The 16,551-nt window shown below is 66.8% G+C and carries 17 protein-coding genes; 9 read left to right on the forward strand and 8 right to left on the reverse strand.

All coding sequences use genetic code 11. From position 1 onward, the window contains the following. Positions 1 to 317 precede the first annotated feature (317 nt). The gene (locus ACFC96_RS12850) at positions 318 to 1,130 is read left to right on the forward strand and encodes a helix-turn-helix transcriptional regulator (protein WP_376612014.1); all 813 of its coding nucleotides are present in this window, start codon (positions 318 to 320) and stop codon (positions 1,128 to 1,130) included. Between the two features lie 735 nt (positions 1,131 to 1,865). Here ACFC96_RS12850 and ACFC96_RS12855 read toward each other — a convergent pair. From ACFC96_RS12855 to ACFC96_RS12865, 3 genes are all read right to left on the reverse strand, one after another. Beyond that, a complete protein-coding gene (locus ACFC96_RS12855; RefSeq protein WP_376612016.1) occupies positions 1,866 to 2,315 on the reverse strand; it encodes an SsgA family sporulation/cell division regulator in 450 nt (149 codons plus the stop codon). Positions 2,316 to 2,767: 452 nt separating this feature from the next. Then, positions 2,768 to 3,013 carry a helix-turn-helix domain-containing protein gene (locus ACFC96_RS12860; RefSeq protein ID WP_376612017.1) on the reverse strand — a complete coding sequence of 82 codons (246 nt, stop codon included), beginning with the start codon at positions 3,011 to 3,013 and terminating at the stop codon, positions 2,768 to 2,770. Between the two features lie 1,028 nt (positions 3,014 to 4,041). Further along, on the reverse strand, positions 4,042 to 4,233 hold the full coding sequence (locus ACFC96_RS12865; RefSeq protein ID WP_376612019.1) for a hypothetical protein: 192 nt from the start codon (positions 4,231 to 4,233) through the stop codon (positions 4,042 to 4,044). Positions 4,234 to 4,365: 132 nt separating this feature from the next. Here ACFC96_RS12865 and ACFC96_RS12870 point away from each other — a divergent pair, with 132 nt between their 5' ends. Then, positions 4,366 to 5,190: a transposase gene (locus tag ACFC96_RS12870; RefSeq protein ID WP_376612021.1), complete on the forward strand. Its 825-nt coding sequence runs from the start codon at positions 4,366 to 4,368 to the stop codon at positions 5,188 to 5,190. A 57-nt stretch (positions 5,191 to 5,247) separates the two neighbouring features. Beyond that, positions 5,248 to 5,778: a hypothetical protein gene (locus ACFC96_RS12875; protein WP_376612023.1), complete on the forward strand. Its 531-nt coding sequence runs from the start codon at positions 5,248 to 5,250 to the stop codon at positions 5,776 to 5,778. A 51-nt stretch (positions 5,779 to 5,829) separates the two neighbouring features. On the opposite strand, the gene ACFC96_RS12880 is transcribed toward ACFC96_RS12875, so the two are convergent. Beyond that, positions 5,830 to 6,438 carry a DUF5753 domain-containing protein gene (locus tag ACFC96_RS12880; RefSeq protein ID WP_376612025.1) on the reverse strand — a complete coding sequence of 203 codons (609 nt, stop codon included), beginning with the start codon at positions 6,436 to 6,438 and terminating at the stop codon, positions 5,830 to 5,832. A 588-nt stretch (positions 6,439 to 7,026) separates the two neighbouring features. On the opposite strand from ACFC96_RS12880, the gene ACFC96_RS12885 reads away from it, so the two are divergent. After that, positions 7,027 to 7,446, forward strand: coding sequence for a hypothetical protein (locus tag ACFC96_RS12885; RefSeq protein ID WP_376612312.1), 420 nt, complete (start codon positions 7,027 to 7,029; stop codon positions 7,444 to 7,446). Positions 7,447 to 8,000: 554 nt separating this feature from the next. Here ACFC96_RS12885 and ACFC96_RS12890 read toward each other — a convergent pair. Together ACFC96_RS12890 and ACFC96_RS12895 are read right to left on the reverse strand one after the other, a co-directional pair. Beyond that, on the reverse strand, positions 8,001 to 8,264 hold the full coding sequence (locus ACFC96_RS12890) for a hypothetical protein (protein ID WP_376612027.1): 264 nt from the start codon (positions 8,262 to 8,264) through the stop codon (positions 8,001 to 8,003). 61 nt (positions 8,265 to 8,325) lie between these two features. After that, the gene (locus ACFC96_RS12895; RefSeq protein WP_376612029.1) at positions 8,326 to 8,634 is read right to left on the reverse strand and encodes a hypothetical protein; all 309 of its coding nucleotides are present in this window, start codon (positions 8,632 to 8,634) and stop codon (positions 8,326 to 8,328) included. A 56-nt stretch (positions 8,635 to 8,690) separates the two neighbouring features. Between ACFC96_RS12895 and ACFC96_RS12900 the strand changes: the two genes are divergently transcribed. The 4 genes from ACFC96_RS12900 to ACFC96_RS12915 all read left to right on the forward strand — a co-directional run bounded on the left by ACFC96_RS12900 (position 8,691) and on the right by ACFC96_RS12915 (position 12,894). Next, positions 8,691 to 9,188, forward strand: a complete 498-nt coding sequence (locus tag ACFC96_RS12900; protein ID WP_376612031.1) for a hypothetical protein — start codon at positions 8,691 to 8,693, stop codon at positions 9,186 to 9,188. 171 nt (positions 9,189 to 9,359) lie between these two features. Continuing rightward, positions 9,360 to 10,634 (forward strand): mandelate racemase/muconate lactonizing enzyme family protein, encoded by a 1,275-nt coding sequence (locus tag ACFC96_RS12905; protein WP_376612033.1) that lies wholly within the window; start codon positions 9,360 to 9,362, stop codon positions 10,632 to 10,634. 11 nt (positions 10,635 to 10,645) lie between these two features. After that, on the forward strand, positions 10,646 to 11,905 hold the full coding sequence (locus ACFC96_RS12910; RefSeq protein ID WP_376612035.1) for an MFS transporter: 1,260 nt from the start codon (positions 10,646 to 10,648) through the stop codon (positions 11,903 to 11,905). Between the two features lie 98 nt (positions 11,906 to 12,003). Then, entirely contained in the window at positions 12,004 to 12,894 is an 891-nt protein-coding gene (locus tag ACFC96_RS12915; protein WP_376612037.1) for a LysR family transcriptional regulator, read from the forward strand. Between the two features lie 205 nt (positions 12,895 to 13,099). On the opposite strand, the gene ACFC96_RS12920 is transcribed toward ACFC96_RS12915, so the two are convergent. Continuing rightward, positions 13,100 to 14,182 carry an IS630 family transposase gene (locus ACFC96_RS12920; protein WP_376612039.1) on the reverse strand — a complete coding sequence of 361 codons (1,083 nt, stop codon included), beginning with the start codon at positions 14,180 to 14,182 and terminating at the stop codon, positions 13,100 to 13,102. A 410-nt stretch (positions 14,183 to 14,592) separates the two neighbouring features. On the opposite strand from ACFC96_RS12920, the gene ACFC96_RS12925 reads away from it, so the two are divergent. After that, on the forward strand, positions 14,593 to 14,949 hold the full coding sequence (locus ACFC96_RS12925; protein WP_376612041.1) for a hypothetical protein: 357 nt from the start codon (positions 14,593 to 14,595) through the stop codon (positions 14,947 to 14,949). A 65-nt stretch (positions 14,950 to 15,014) separates the two neighbouring features. Here ACFC96_RS12925 and ACFC96_RS12930 read toward each other — a convergent pair whose 3' ends face one another. Then, on the reverse strand, positions 15,015 to 15,938 hold the full coding sequence (locus ACFC96_RS12930; RefSeq protein ID WP_376612043.1) for an IclR family transcriptional regulator: 924 nt from the start codon (positions 15,936 to 15,938) through the stop codon (positions 15,015 to 15,017). Between the last annotated feature and the right edge of the window lie 613 nt (positions 15,939 to 16,551).

The raw sequence follows: 16,551 nt of genomic DNA on the forward strand, positions 1-16,551 counted from the left end.
CACGTCCGCTCGACCGCTCACGTGGGACCGGCCGCCCCACTTTCTCGGAAACCTGCTCCGATCGGAGGCTCGGTACCGATTCAGACCTGGCCGAACGCCATCGCAACACCACGGCTGCCCAGCTCCCTCACTCACACATTCTTTGCATGAGTAATCCTGCACAGCTACTTCCGCCACCAGGAGTGGCGCTACTCGACCTGTCGCACCCTCGACACTCCGCCCACATCCAGAATGTCGCTCTCCGCGCACATCAACCAGCAAAAATAATCGGACATAACCTCAAATTCTTCCTACGTGGGAAGCGGTGCATTCGGCACATGAGTGACACAGCCCATACACCGGCCAAGCACGCGGTTTCTCCGGAGTTGGGCCCGCTGCTCAAGCGGTGGCGCAAACGGATCGACCACAGGCGGATCACCGGCATCGATTCCACGCGCAGACGACTGAAACCCGGGCTGACTCAGGACGAGGTCGCCTCTCTCACCGGCGTCGCAAGCTCCTGGTATCGCCAGCTGGAGGGCGGCAGCCCGCGCCCCGTCTCGGAACAGTTCGTCCAGCGCTTGGCCATGACTCTCCGACTGGAGGAAGCCGAGCGCGTCATCCTCTTCCGGCTCGCGCTCGGCCACACGCCTCCGCCGCCCCGAACAGCGCCGGACCCCGCGTCCTATGCGAATCTGCAGTCAGTGCTCGACGCACTCCTGCCTCATCCCGCCTATGTCTCGAACCTCTGGTGGGACATCGTCGCCCATAACAAGCCCCAGGAGGACTGGTTCCCCTGGCTGCCCTACGAGCCGAACCTGATGCGCTTCGCCTTCTTGTATCCGGAGGCCCGGGAACAGCTCGTCAACTGGCGCAGCGACTGGGCCATCCCCTTCCTCGCGCAGATTCGCTTCGCGATCGCCACGCATCCCGACGTTCCAGAGCTCCTACAACTCCGCGACGACATCCTGGACGGCAACCACGAAGCTCGTGAGCTCTGGGCCAATCATCTGGCACAGGCGCATCCAGACGGGGATGTCCGAGGCTTCTCGCTGCCCTTTCACGGCGGCCAGGAAATCCAAGTACGCATCATGGCCTTCGCTCCGATGAGCCATCCAGATCTACGCATGATCGCGCTGGTCCGACAATGAGCGCTGTCTTCGATCTCACCATCGTCAACATCTTCTGCCGCTCCTTCGAGGCATCACGACGGGCAACCCGGGGACATGCTCTTGCACGACTGTGAAGTCTTGAGGTCTCTCAACTGCCCTCCCCGTCCGTCGATTGGCCAGATGGCGGCTCATCCACGGACGGGGAGGCGATGCGCAGACATTCGAGGGCGCAGGCTCAGAGTCGATGTGCTCCATGTCCCTGCTGTACGGATCTCGGACTGTCCCGAGGAACCGGTCCCTGTACAGACGTGCTCCGCATCGGGCGCAAGCCCAACCGCATAGCTGATCACCAGTGAGCTTTGCCGGGTCAGGCAGCAGGCCAGCTGCTCGCCTCACGTGTCCTGACCTTGCGACGTCAGTCTCAGCTCGACCACATGCGCGCGTTGCCGCTCGGCTGCGTCCGCGGGACGTGTCGGCGACGGCTGAGAAGTGGACCGGTACGGACGCTCAGGCAGTGGGGGCAACAAAGCCTGAGGCTTCGCCGCGGTAGACGGCGATGAGCGAGTCCTTGCCCCGCCACCAGGTGTCAGCGAGACTCTGGACTTCAGGTACCGGCTTGAATCCGTCGAGGTCCAGCTCTTTGACGGCGCCGCCCGTGCTCATCCCCACGCCAGCCGGACTGCTGGGCGTTCGCCGGGTCCTGTGTCCTGCGCCAGATGCCCTCCTCGATCGCCCGGGCTCGAAGCACGGGGCATCCGTGTCGTTCCTGTCCGTTTACCACACGACCGGCGGGTCCTGACCCTCGTCGAGCAGTTCGTCGAGTTCCGCATCGACCTGCCTCGACTGCGCCTCGCTACCGAACGGCATCATGGCGTGGCTGCGCTCCAGGTAGAGCAGCAGCGCCTGGTGGTCGATGTGGATGCTGGCATCGCCCCGCTCATCGCGGACCCGCAGCAGGACCCCGAGCGGCGTGCTCTGCTCGGCCACGGGCTCCACGGTGACGTCTCCGATGCCCGCTGTACCGGTGAGGCCGGCGGACAGCAGGTCCCGCGAGATGACCCAGCTGGCGCTGGAGTGGCCGGGCCGGGACACGATCAGGCCGACGACGAGCGGGTCATCGGTGTAATACCTGAGCATGATGTCGCACGGCTCGCGTTCGCCGCCAGACAGGGTGACGAACCCCCGTGCGATGCCTTCGAGTTGACTGTCACTGTCAGGAATCACCCTGACCATCCCCTTCCCCGTTGCAGCCGCACGCCGACGACTCGTGCGCCATCGCACGTACGTCTCAAAGATCGAACCTAGCCATGGAGCTGGGCATGTACCCGACATCGGCCGGGTTGGGCGTCAATCCTTCGCAACGTGTTCGGAAAAGTTCACACACCACCTCACAGCCGCATCCCCAACGACGCGCGTACGCGGGCAGGCCGGCAGGCCGATCCGGCGCGTGGATGCCGCGCGTCGACGCACTCCACGCCAACGCCGGACGCACCGTCCTCGTCCAGCTTCGCGCTCCCACCCGCAGATCACGCTCACGTGGGCCATGAGCAGGCCATGCACGCCCATGCCCAAGGGGCGCCTTCGCGAAGGCGCGACATGTCAACAGCGGTGCGCTGCCGGCGCGGTGCGTAGCACCGCGCAGAGCAACGCCGACCCGGCCGTGGCGAACGGTGCGGTCACGGCAGTCCGGCGTGGGGGCGCCGCTTCACGGCCGACCGTCGGGAGCTGGGCTTGTTGCGGGTGGCGCCGCCGCGCCTGCGCAGGGTGATGCCTGCCTCGGTGAGGATGTGGTGAACGAAGCCGTACGAGCGTCCCTTGCTGTCGGCGATGCTCCGGATCGAGGCGCCGCTTTCGTATGCCGTCTTCAGCTCGGCGGCGAGCTGGTCGCGTGCTGCACCGGTGATCCGCTTGCCCTTGTCCATGACCGTCTCCTTCGCCGTTCGAAGGGCGATCATCGCGCACCGTGCGGGGGCCTGTCCGGGAATCGGCCTGGTTCGATCGCGGCCCGTTCACATCGGATGTGAACCCCGTGCCGGGCGAGATGCAGTTGCGGTCCAGGGGGTAGCGCTGAGATTGCTGCTTGGGGGTCAGGACGCGTGGGGCACTGCGCGGGTGAGGGGATTGAGGTCGCCGTAGAGGGCGGCGGCCAGTTCGCGGGCCCGTACCTCGCCGTCCACGTCATGCAGCGCGAAGTAGACGAGGCCGGCGGAGGAGTCGGGACGGATCTCCCCGAGCCGATGAGACGGATGACGGCCTCGCGCACCGCGTTGTACACGGTGCTGTCGATGGTGTGCTGCGGGGAGGTGAGCGCGTCGGCCTTGACCGCCCACAGCGGGCCTTGTTGCTCGACCCCGATGAACACAGCCCTCTGTTCTTTGGCTGCTTTGCACTCCGCGGCTAGGGCGTCCAGGCCGGTTACGTCCGGGATCCGGTCGGCGGGGCAGGAGATCGGCAGCGGCTCCATGGCAAGCATCCTCCCAGGAGACAGAGGCAAGCGCCGTGCGGCGGCACGGATCGTGTACATGCGGGCAAAGCAGTCGTTGAGACGGTGCGCGACAAGCGTCCCGGTTTCCCCCTTCCCGGGCCGCGTGAAAGCCGGGTAGGACGGTGGCCTCGTAGCCTCGCATGGTCTCGGTGCGCCGGTACTCGACGACGTACCGGTCCTGCACCGGGGCATGCCCGGAGGAGAGTTGGCGCCGCCAGTGCCGTTGCTGAGATTCCAACCCGCGGAGCCGGGCTTTCAGCTCGGCCGCCTGCTCGGCACGTCCAGGCGGTGAGCCGGCGGTGCGGGGACGATGCCGAAGACTCCGCACCCAGGAATCGGGGTTCAACCCCAACGCCAAATCACCGGCCGGAGCCGATACCAAACCCGCAAAGCCACCCACCATGCGTACCCCTTTCCCCAAGGGCGGGAGGGGGACCGGGGAAATCCCATCCCCCGCCCTGCCATCTAAGCGACCCCGGTGCTGTAGGCGTCCACGTAGTCGGCGAATGCGTCGAGTGCGTCTCGGAACGCCGCTCGAACGGCGTAGTCAGGGTTGGGACATTGGTCGGCGGAACCGAGGTCATCGAGTGCTTCGCCGAGAGCTTCGACGGCGCGTGCCGGGTCGACGACGTACCCGAGGGTGCCGTGTGCGTCCACGGCCCACGCGTGGCCGCTGAGGGGCTGCCAGGCCCTTCGGGGCGTCTACCTAGCGGTGGTTTGTTGACGGCGGGTCAGGGTCGTAGTAGGCCGGTAGCTGAGGAACGTCGCCTCGCCGCCCAGGAGCGTGTGATGACCCGTCGCCTGCCGTGTCCGCCCGCTCCGGGCCCACTGGAAGCCTACGCCGCACGCTTCGATGACCTATTCTCCACCCTGGCACAGCGCCGCGGGTTCCGCGAGTACCTCGCGGGCCTGCTGCTGCCGCGGGACCGCAACAAGACCCTGACCGCCCTGGCCGGCAGCGAGCCGGTGGTCGGGGCCCAGCACGCGGCGGTGCAGCGGCTGCAGTTCTTCCTGTCCGAATCGACGTGGGACCACGATCAGGTCAACGCCCGGCGAGTGGAACTGCTGTTGGCCGATCCCGCGACAGCCCCGCACCCGGGCGGCGTGCTGGCGATCGACGACTCCGGAGACCGCAAGGACGGCAAAGCGACCGCGCACATCGGTCGGCAGTGGCTGGGCAGGCTGGGCAAGACCGACAACGGCATCGTCACCGTGACCACCTGCTGGGCCGACGAGAACCTCTACTGCCCGCTGCATGCCGTGCCCTACACTCCAGCCCACCACTTTCCCAAGGGTAAGAGCGACCCCGGCTTCCGCACGAAACTGCAGATCGCCGCCGAACTCGCCCGCATCGCGAAGACCACCGGGATCACCTTCCGGGCGGTGGCCGCGGACTGCGCCTACGGCGACCAGGACAGCTTCCGCAGACAACTCCATACGGCAGGACTGCCGTTCGTCATGGCTCTCAAGCCGAGTCATGGCACGTGGACTTACGGCAAGGACGCGTACACCCCGGTCGACGCTGCTCGGGCCCTGACCTGGACAGATCCCGAACACCCCGATGACTGGACGGCCGTCGAACGCACCTTCCGCGACGGGCACACCGAGACGTGATGGGCTGCCGACGCGACCCTGGGCTGGTGGGGCCCTGACGGAAACGTTCGCCTGGTCGTGGCGACCACAGACCCAGCCACGCTGCCCGCGCAGGCCACCTGGTATCTGGCCACCGACCTGCCCCGCCCCGGCGGCCCCCGCGAGGCCGACAGCCCCGAACCGGCTGCCGACCTGCAGGAAGTCGTGCGGATCTACGGCATCCGACACTGGATCGAGCAGAGCTACAAGCAGGTCAAGGACGAACTGGGGTGGGCCGACTTCCAGGTCCGCTCCGACACCGCCATCCGCCGCCACCAGACCCTGGTCACCTGCGCGTTCTCGTTCTGCTGGGACACCTGGTTCGCCCCACCCTCGGACCGAGAGTCCACCCGCGCTCCCACGGTCCCACCTACGGAACCGACTGAGAGGGGGACCAAGCAGACCTCACCAGCACCACCCGGCCACCTGGCCCAAGGCGATCCGCGCCGTCCGGGCCTGGCTCGACCCCTGGACCACTCTTCAACGCTGCTGGCGAGCCTGGACCAACGCACCTCCACCACCCGAACTCCAAGCCCTGATCAACGCCGTCGGCGCAGGCCACCCGCTTGACCTCTACTCCCCGGATTAACAAACCACCGCTAAGCGGTTGGGGCGGGTTGCTCAGGTGGCTGCAATCGCGGCCCGGGCACGCGCGATGAGGCGGTGCGCATGGTGCCCGTGGGCGGCGGCCTGGTCGAGCTGGTCCCACACCCGCCCGTACAGGGCGAGGTCGTCGGCAGAGTCGTACTGCAACTCGGTGTTGATCGTCTCGACGACGACGCGCTCCTCGTCGAAGATCCAGAACCCATGCTTGGGAGTGAGCGGCATCGGGGCTCCGAGGGGCACGATGTCGAGCTCGACGGTGGACATGCCGATCAGGCCGACGAGGCGGTCGAGCTGGCCGGCCATCACCTCGGGGGTGCCGATGGCAGCGTGCAAGGCCGCCTCCCAGAGCAGGACGCGGAACAGCTTGCCTGGCTCGTACAGGACCTCTTGACGGCGCATACGTGCCTGTACCGCAGCGTCGGTGTCCCGTGGGGAGCGCATCAGCTCGGCGTTCTGCACCAGGAGTTGACGGGCGTATGCGGGGGTCTGGAACAGGCCGGGTATGACGGTGGCCTCGTAGCCGCGCATGGTCGCGGTGCGTCGGTACTCGACGACGTACCGGTCCTGCACCGGCGCGTGCCCGGAGGAGAGTTGGCGCCGCCAGTGCCGTTGCTGAGACTCCAACCCGCGGAGTCGGGCTTTCAGTTCGGCCGCCTGCTCGGGTACACCGACGGCCCCGGCCCACGCGTCCAAGTCCTCGTCCGTGGCGGTCTGGCGTCCAGTTTGGAGCAGTGCTGTCAGCGCCGGGGGGCTCGGAGGCGGTGTTGGTCATCGGCCGTTCCCTGTGTCGGTCCTACGGTGTCGAGGCCCTGCCGACCGACGGTGGACGCCGTACGCCGGGGCGTCGAAACTCCTGAGCAGCTCTATGAGCACAAACCGTAATCAACGGGCCGCGCGTTGCGGGCGGTTTTCCCGATAACAGCGGGAAATCAGAGCAGCCCCGAGGGCTGTGCACCGCGCAAGGGCCCGGAGACACTCGCGCCGACGGACGGCTTCCGCTAGCACGCCCCCGGGCTGGCGCTCCGTCAAGAAGCGATCATTCTCGGATTATGCGCACCCGGCGTGACCTCGCGCTGGCGACCCATCTGGCCTGCAAGAACTTCGCAGCGTCCCCGATGCTCCTCTGACGACGTCAGGAACGACCGTGCAACTCTGCGAGAACCCACAGGTGCTTCAGGCCGCCGCCCGGCATGGCCTGCCAGGCATCCTGATATGCGGCAGCGGCAACCCGTCCGCACCCGGATCCTTCTGCCGCTGTCCGCGGACCAGGAGAACACCTGCGAGACCGTCAACGCTCCCGATGCGCTGGCCAGTCAGCTGTTCGTCCGCGGCTGGCGCGGGGCCCTGCAGGAGCCCACGGCAGTGCAGGCGGCGTACCGGCATCTGGCGGCCTGGCTGGATTCGCCCAAGCTCGAGGACGACCAAGTTCTGCCCCTGGTGGCGCAGGTGCTGCGCGGCTATGTGGGCCAGGAAGGCCCCTCCAGCCTGCTGGTGGGCTCGTCCGACAGCTCCGATCTGGGACGGGCGCGGCGCGCACAGCTCTTCGCCCAGCTGATCTCCGAGGTGGCCGCCTCTTCCGGCCCGAGCGGCGTGGCGCGGTCCGGCGGTGACTGTGCCGTCGTAACGGCGTGAGGATGCTGCGCCGACGCGGCAGACCGGCCCGGTCGGCAGGAGACGCGGCAGACGCGGGCACGGCTCATCCGCTCGGGCTGAGCGACGAGCGGATAGCCAGCCGCATCGGCAGCATGTGCTTCACCGTCCGCATCACCGGGAGCTGGCGGTGGACGCTTCTAGGTGACACGGGCCGGGGCGACCTTGTGGTGCCGGCGCGTGAGCACCTGCGCCGGCAGGCTGCGGAAGTCCTGTGTCGGCAGTCCGTTCTGGATCTCGCAGCGGCCCACGACGCCGCCAACTCAGCCCTCGCACAGGCCGGTTGCGCCATCCCCGGGCTGTAGGTCGCCGGCACGGCCGAGCTGAGCGTCGCGGCCGCAGACCGCGCCCTGGCCGAGGAACATGCCCGCCGGCAGCAGGCGGCGGACCTCGAACACGGCGAAGAGCTGTACCGCCTGGCCCAGCTGCAGCGGGTGCTCGCCGACCCGGACCGTCCTGGACTGGGGCCGCCCGCCGACCCCTGCCGACCAGCACCAGGCGACGCCACCGACGCGACCACAAACCCGCGAACAGCCCTAGCTCTCCCCGCAATGCCGCTGCGCTGTGCTACCAGCCGACAGTGCAAACAACAGGCCCGGTCCCCGGACAGCGAGCAAGGCGCTGATGTCGTCGGCGAAGCGGGGTCCGGGCATGGGGAGGTCGAGGTCGGGCTCGCGTAGGTAGCCGACGGCGACGGCTGTGGGGATGTAGTCCATGAGTTCGTTGACCGCAGCGGAGTGAGTGCGTTCGCTGTCCCGGGCAAGGTGGCGCAGCAGGCGCAGGATTGTGGTGGTGGGCATCTGGGTGACTGAGTGGGTTGCCGGGTGCCATTCCCCCCCCGGGCGTGGGGAGCAATTCTTCCTACTCGGGTACTTGCGGTGAGGGCTGGACGTCGTTGGTCTGGCGATGCCACCAGTTGGCTGTTTCGCTCTCGCCCAGGGCGAGATGGTGGAGGTAGAGGCAGTAGGCGGCGGGTTGGCCGCCTACTGCGGCGTACTCCCACCAGAAGCGGGCGCCTTCGCTGGTGTCGGTGAGCTGCAGGACGCAGGCCAGGACGAGGGCGCTGCGGGGTTGGGGAACCTGTTCGGTGACGAAGTCGGCGACGGCGGCGAGCTGAACGTGATCAACTGGAGCATCGAGGCGGAAGAAGAAGTCCGGAAGCTGGCTCAACTGGAGCATCCGGTGAGGACCGGCTGGTCAATCCACCGAGACCTGGTATCCATCACGTGCGCGAGGCTCAAGAGGCTGTCAGTACCTGGCTGGCTTGCCAGCATGAGGGAGGCCTGGACGCGCTCATTGAGCCAGAGATCAACGAGGAGAAGCTGGCCGAGGTCCGCGCAGAGAATCCCGACATCCAGGATTTCGATCAGCTACGTGCACTCGAACTCTGGTTCCGACTCGGGCAGTTGAAGAACTCTCTGCACGCCGCACTGCACGTCTTCAGTATCGGCATCAGCAACCTCGCCGACCGCCACCCCACGATCTACACCGTCGCCTACCTGCAGCTGTACAACCACATCGCGGAGAAAGCCACGATCCGCGAGTGCGCCGACGATACCTGCCGCCGCAGCTTCGTACGCCAGCGCGGCCGCACCGAGTACGGACAGAACCGCACCAGCGGCATCAAGTACTGCACCCGCGAATGCGCCCGCGCCCAGGCACAGCGAGAACTCCGCCGACGCCGCAAACAGCAGGCCCCGCCGCTCCAGCAACCGCCGACCTAGTACCGACAACGCAGGGCCGCCCAGAGCCATTGGCCAGGCGGGAGATGGGCGGTGATCTTCCTTGCCCAGGACAGGAACGACGCAAGGGTGACCGCTGCCTCGTAAACAGCGGCAGTCGTACCGCACCACGGATCCGAAGCCGCAGATCAAGAAGCTGACGTCGATCTCGTCGTGCATCCCGAGGCCCTGCGTGGCTGGACGGTCTCACAAAGCCGATTAGATCGGCTTAGCAAGCTGAAAAAGAGCGTTTGCGGAGACATGGGTCGGTGGCGACGATCGTGGCACGCGTGTTCAAAGGAGAACCACTTGCGGATCATCGATCTTCAAACCCACCATGTCGGCCGATACCTGTTCGTGTCCGTGCACACCGACGCCGGGATCAGCGGCCTTGGTGAGGCCGGGGCCTGGGCCTACCTCGACGCCGTCGACGCCGTGCTGCAAAAATGGCGCGGCTACCTGATCGGACAGGACGCGGCGCGCATCGAGCACCACTGGCAGTACCTGTACCAGTCGACGTTCTTCCGCAGCTCGGTCGTGATGAGCGCTTTGGCAGCGGTCGACGTCGCGTTGTGGGACATCAAGGGCAAGGACCTCGGGGTACCCGTCTACGACCTGCTGGGTGGGCGCACACGCGACCGGGCGCGCTCGTACGCCCCGGTCCTCGGGGAGACACCCGAGGAGATGGCCGCCGAGTGCGTCAGGCTGCAGCGCGCAGGGTTCACCGCGGCCCGGCTAATCCTGCCGTCCTTCGCCCACGACCACTGGGAGCGTGGAGCCGAGTCCTATGCTCACCGAGTGGACCAAGCGGTGAGCCAGGTGCTGGCGTGCCGGGAGGCCGTGGGACCGGCGTTCGACCTGTGTGTGGAGGCGCACCGGTCGCTGTCGGTGCCCGAGGCGATCGCCGTGGGGCGGGGCATCGAACCGGCCCGCCCGCTCTTCTTCGAGGATCCGATTGCGCCGGACAGCCCGGACGCGATGGCGGAGGTCGCCCGCGCCGTGCCGGTGCCGATCGCCACCGGCGAGCGCGCCATCTCGATTCATGAGATCCAGGACCTGCTCACCCGCGGTGCCGCTCGCTACGTCCGCCCGGACGTCTGCGCTGTCGGTGGTCTCACCCCGGCCCGCAAGATCGCCGCCATGGCGGAGGCTCATTACGTCTCGATCGCTCCGCACAACCCCCTCGGACCGGTGTCGACCGCCGCGTCCCTGCACCTGGACGCGTCCGTTCCGAACTTCCTCATCCAAGAACACCCCAGCTTCAACATTGATGGCTCCGAGGACGCCATGGTGAAGAACCCGCTGCGCTTCGAGGACGGCTACATCGCCGTGCCTGACGCCCCCGGGATCGGCGTCGAGCTTGCGGCCGACGCCGAGACCGCATTCCCTGCGGCGCCGCGCGACCTCACCCCCGCGTTCGCCTTCGACGGATCGGTGCAGGTCCGATGAGCGCGGGAGCCATGGAACGCGCCCCGGCCGCCCCGGCGGGATTTTCCCTGCGGCGCAGCTGGATGGTCATCGGCGTCGTTTTTGTGCAGTGGCTGATCGGCTACGTCGACAAGTCGGCCATGAGCGTCATCGCCGTGCCAGTGTCGAGGGAGTTCGGGTTCAACCCTGGCGAGATGGGTTTGGTCCTTAGCGCCTTCTTCCTTGGATTCGCCATCATGACCCCGTTCGGCGGGTACCTGGCCGACCGCTACGGCGCCCGCCGCGTGCTCCTGGTCATCATGGTGCTCTGGTCGGTCTTCACCGGCCTGACGGCATTGAGCTGGTCGCTGGTCTCCCTGATCGTGCTCCGCGCGATCTTTGGCGCGGCGGAGGGCAGCTTCCCACCCGCCAGCTCGGTGGCCGTCGCCGAACTGCTGCCGAACCGCCAACGCGGACGGGCGAAGTCGCTGCTGATGTCCGGGGGGACGCTCGGGACCGCCTTTGGTGCCTATCTCGTGGCGTCGCTGACCGAGGCCTGGGGCTGGCGTGCCGGGTTCTGGATCTTCTGCGTCATCGGGCTCCTGCTCAGCATCGTCTTCCTCTACGTCTCCCGGCCGATGACAGGCCCCGGCACCGCCCGTGCCGCCGGGGTCGAGAGGGTCCCGGTGGAGAAGATCCTCTCCACTCCGCTGGTGTGGAAGCTGGCGATCATGCAATTCGGCGTCGGGATCTTCGTCTGGGGCATGAACCAGTGGATGCCGACCTACTGGGTCGAGGTCAAGGGCCTCAATCTCGCCACCGCCGGGCTGGCCACCGCGATCCCCAACCTGGTCGCGTTCGTCGCCATGATCGGGGTCGGCTTCGCGGCCGACAGGTTCGCGCGCCGCGAGGGCCGGATCGTGGCCGGGCTGATGGCCGTCGCGATCCTGTTCATCTATCTGACCTACGTCGCCTCAACCGTCGTCACCGGAGTCGTGTTCTTGTCCGTCGCCCAGGTCGCCACCTCCGCCTGCGCCCCGCTGCTGTCCATCGTCATCCTCAAGCGGATGCGCCGGGTCGTGACCGGCACCGCGACGGGGATCGCCAACTTTGGCCAACAGTTCGCCGGCGTCATCGCCCCTGCTGTCATGGGCGCAATGATCCAGGCCACCGGCTCCTACGCTGCAGTGTTCGGGCTCGTCATGGGGGTCATGGCCGTCGCGCTGCTCGTCGGGCTTACCGCCGACCGCGAAGACCTCGGCGACATCGCCCAGGACGACACCAGCGTCCCGGCCACCCCTGGACAGGTCTGATCGCACGGGGTGGGACCGACGCCCAAGTCGTCGGCCCCACCCCGCCCGGAATCCGTGCGGCATGATGGGGCCTGAACCGTGACCAAAGAGGATCTGACGTGCCCGACTTCACCCTCCGTCAGCTGGAATACTTCGCAGAGGTCGCCTCGTCGGGGAGCTTGGCAAAAGCAGCGCAGGAACTGCGGGTTTCCCGTTCGGCTCTGGCGGCCGGGATCGACAGCCTTGAGGCCGCAGTCGGCCGAGAACTGTTCCACCGCCAGCGCGCTGTGGGCGTCACGCTGACACCGGCGGGAGAACAATTCCTCGACGGGGCGCTGTCCCTGCTGCGCAGTGCCACGAACCTGCGGCGCCGGACCTCGGAGGAAGCAATCAACGGCGAGCTCAACGTCGGAGCCGTCGTGACCCTCGCCCCCGTCGTCCTGCCTCCCATCATCGATCGCCTCGCCCGCGAGCACCCCAACCTGAGGGTCCGTGCCACCACCCGTCCCGCAGAGGAGCTGCTCCAGCTGCTGCACGACGGCAATCTGGAGGTGATCGCCAACTACACCGGGCACCGCGACCGGACGCTGAGTTCACTATCGCTGTTCGAGGGGACGATGACGGCTCTACTCGCCGCGGACCACCCGCTGGCTCAGAACTCTGAGATCGACGTGGCTGACATCGCCGACGAGCCACTTGTCGTGGTCGACAATCCGCGCAACCGCGAAGAGCTCTATCGCTACTTCGAGCGGCACAGGATCAGCCCGAATATCCGCTACCGCGTGACCTCCGTCGAGCTCAGTCGCGCCCTGGTGGCCCGCAAGATCGGAATCTCGTTGGCGGTCACCTTCCCGACGCACCAACTCAGCCATGAGGGACTGCCCTTCGTCAGTCGACCGCTACGCCCTCGCCCCCAACCTCTGTGTGCCTCTCTCGTCTGGCCGCGCGAAAGGGCCCTATCCGAAGCCGCGCAGGCATTCATCGAAGCTGCATTGATGGAGGGCGACTGATATCAGTCATGGCGTAGGAAGTCGCCTTACGCGCTGCAAGCGCTCGAGTGCCGGGTCGGCGCCGGCCTCTCTCAAGGTCTGCCAGACCGCGGACGCGGCGACCCATTTGCAGGGCAAGGACGTTAACCGTGCACCTTCGGTAGCCCTAACCGGGTAGGTTCTCTGACTTCGAGCGCAGCGCTAGTGTCTCGTGATCCTGTTCATGTCAGTTCGCGTTGTTATTGACGAGCTTCTTCACGTTGGTCGCGACGAGTCGGACCTTCGCGAGGACCTCGCCGGCGGTCGCGGTCCAGGTGAACGGTTTCGCCGTTGTGTTCCAGGAGTTGATGTAGTCGCGGATCTGTTTGATCAGGACGTTGACGCTGGAGAACGTGCCGCGGCGGATGGACTGCCGGGTCAGGATTCCGAACCAGATCTCGATCTGGTTCAGCCACGACGAGCCGATGGGAGTGAAGTGGAAGTGGACGTGCGGGCTCTTGGCCAGCCACTCCTTGACCTCCGGGGTGGTGTGCGGCGAGAGGTTGTCCAGGACGACATGGATGTCCTTGCCCGCGTGCGGTTTCACCGCTTTCTTGAGGAACGCCAGGAAGTCTTCGCCATTCCGGGTCGGCTTGCACTCGCCGAGCACTTCGCCGGTGGTCACGTTCAGAGCGGCGAACAGGTTCGTGGTGCCGTGCCGGACGTAGTCGGCGGTGCGCTTCTCGCTCGCCGCGAACGCGACCGGCAGCACCGGCTGGGTCCGGTCCAGCGCCTGGATCTGCGTTTTCTCGTCGATCGAGAGGACCACCGCGCCGCCCGGCGGAGCGAGGTAGAGGCCGATAACGTCGGCGACCTTCTCAGCGAACGCAGGGTCCTTCGAGATCTTGAAGGTGCCGTTCCGGTGCGGCTTGAGATGCTCCTCGCGCCAGATCCGTGCGATGTAATGCCAGGACACGGCGACGCCCTCGGTCCGCTTCAGGTATTTCGCCAACTCGCGTGTGGACCAGTGCGAAAGCCCGGTGCTGTCCGGCGGTGTCATGCGCGTCAGCGCGATCACGCGGGCCCGCACCCGCGCCGGCACCTGTTCCCGGGGGCCGCCGGGCCGGTCGCCTTCCAGCCCGGCCAGTCCGAGCTCGGCATAACGCCGCTTCCAGCGGTCCACCGTCGGCAGCGATACGCCGAGCAGTTGGGCAATGTCCTTGCGTCGACGGCCTTCGCCCGACCGCAGCACGATCCGCCCCCGCGTCGCTATGTCGGCGGGTACGTCCCGGCTGTTCACCAACTCCCGCAACACGGCGGCCTGTTCCACGGAGAGCTCCACACCAAGAGACCCTGCCACACAAGATCAAGTAACGCTGACGGAATCACGAGACACTAGAGATCTTCAATGGCTGAGAGGGCGTTAAGTCCCGTCTCTCCAAGTGCCTGTCCGGGCGAGGTTCACGCCGCATCAGTTGGTGGCAGCGGGGTTCGATGCGTGGGAGTACTTCATGACGCTGCTGGCGTCGGGAGAGAAGCCGAGCGGCTCGTAGAAGGGAACGACGCCTGGTCGAACGGGCGAACGGCTATCTGGAGACGTCGTTTCTGCCGAAGCGGGTATTCACTTCGGCGGCGGACTTCAACGTCCAGCTGGCCGACTGGCTCGCCAAGGCGAATCGGCGTATCCATCGCACTTTACAGGCCCGTCCAGCCGACCGGCTCGAGGCAGACCGGTCGCGGATGCTGTCGCTGCCGCCCATCGCCCCGCTGGGCTGGTGGAAGGCATCGCTCAGGCTGCCGCGGAACCACTATGTCCGCCTGGACACCTGCGACTACTCCGTCTACCCATTGGCCATCGCCGTCGTGTCGAGGAGGCCGCGGATCTGGCACAGGCGCGGTGACCCGGGATGGCGTCGAAGTCGCCCGGCATGCCCTTTAGTTGGGCTCGCCATCAGACGATCACCGATCCAGACCATGCGGCCGCCGCCACAGCTGGCCGCAGGACTGCCGCACTCAAGCAGACCCCCGCGGATCTCAGGTGCGCTTTTCAACCACCGGAACTGGCTCACATTTCAAGCGTCGCCGACATGTCGATAGGGCGTGTCGCAGCTTCTAGGCCAGGGTCCAGGGCAAGGAACTCCTTCGAGGGCTGGCGTAGAGCCCTAAACAGGATGACCGGCACGATCCTCTCGCCGTCCAGAGGCTTGCGCCACGGTTGGTGCGCACGACTTGACACGGTCAGCAGCAGCGGCTCGATCTGCCAGACAGGCGGCGGTGGACACCGTGAGCTGAGCCTGTTCAGCTCCGCCCATCATGTGGAGGCCATTGGGAACTGGTGCCCCCAATGCACGGGAAATCCCGCGAGCGGCTGCCCGGACGGGAGGAATCAAGGAATGGGGGTGGGCGGTGTCTGCATGCACGACGACCGAGACTGCTGCAACCACGCCGCCCCCTGGACCGTACACCGGTGCAGCGACCGACAAGCTATCCATCGTGATCTGCCGGTTGCTGATGACGACACCGGTTTGCCGGACCTCGGCAAGGAAACGTCGCACCTGGGCGGGAGAACACAGGGTCCTCTCGGTGTAGCGGGTCAGGGGCTGGCTGAGGACCTGCTCCTGTACCGCAGCTGGAGCGTGCGCAAGGAGCACCAGGCCGACGCCGGTAGGGGGTAGGGAGAAGCGCCCGCCTACACGGGTCAGTACCGGCACGGCTCCTCGTCCGGCGAGCCGCTCCACGTACACGACCGACAGATCCTCACGCACGGCCAGCTGCACGTTCTCCCGTGTGAACTGACTCAGGTCCGCCAGAAAGGGCAGAGCCAGCTCGCGCAGGCCCAGACCACGAGGTGCCAGCGCCGCTATCTCCCAGAGCTTGAGGCCGATGCGGTAGCCACCACTGTCCTCCCGCTCAAGCGCGCCCCAGCACGTGAGCTCCTTGACGAGGCGGTAAGTTGTGGTCAGAGGCAGGTCGCTGTACCGCGAGATGTCCGTGAGGCGGAGCACCGGGCGGGTGCTCGAGAAGGCCTCCAGGACACGCAGGGCCCTTCCCGTCACCGTGGCGGTCGTCCGCTGTCTTTCCTGCATACGGCTCTCCTCGTCTCGGGCGCCTCGTGCGGGCGGTTGCTGGATGTTCGGTCAGTTGCATACCGCCGCCCGAGGCCCCAACGCAGAGGGTGGGAGTTGTCGGACTGAAGTGCCTGCCTGCCCTAGGCCGGGTGGAGCGGCTCGGTGCTGGTTGTGCGGTACGGGGACTGGGCCCTTGCCGCCTCAGCGCCGAGTTGGACCGCGACAGCCATTCCCACCTCGGCGCTAGTCTCTCCTCTGTGGCGATCGCCGTGTTCAGTCCGATGTCGGATCCGGTGGCTCACGCGGCCTTCGTCGCACGGACATCACCCACCACGATGCTGCGTTCGCGCAAGTCGGTCAGCCACTTGGCAACATCGTCAAACGTCCGGCACGGGTTCGGCGGTGAGGCGACGGTGGTTCGGAGGGCGGCGTGCAGCAATGGCGAGAAGCGGGGCGAGGATCACGTGAGCTCCTCGTGAGAAAGAAGTGGGCTTCATGAACGGCACCTCACGACAGGCAGGGCGCCCGGGGGTTCCGCTGACGCCGTTCCCTGTACAACTCGCGACGTTAGGCAATTGCTACACGGGCGTCAATAGACTGTTAAGTTTTGATGGTGACTGAGGTTGCCGCG

This window comes from Streptomyces sp. NPDC055955, from assembly GCF_042270245.1.
Lineage (GTDB): Bacteria > Actinomycetota > Actinomycetes > Streptomycetales > Streptomycetaceae > Streptomyces.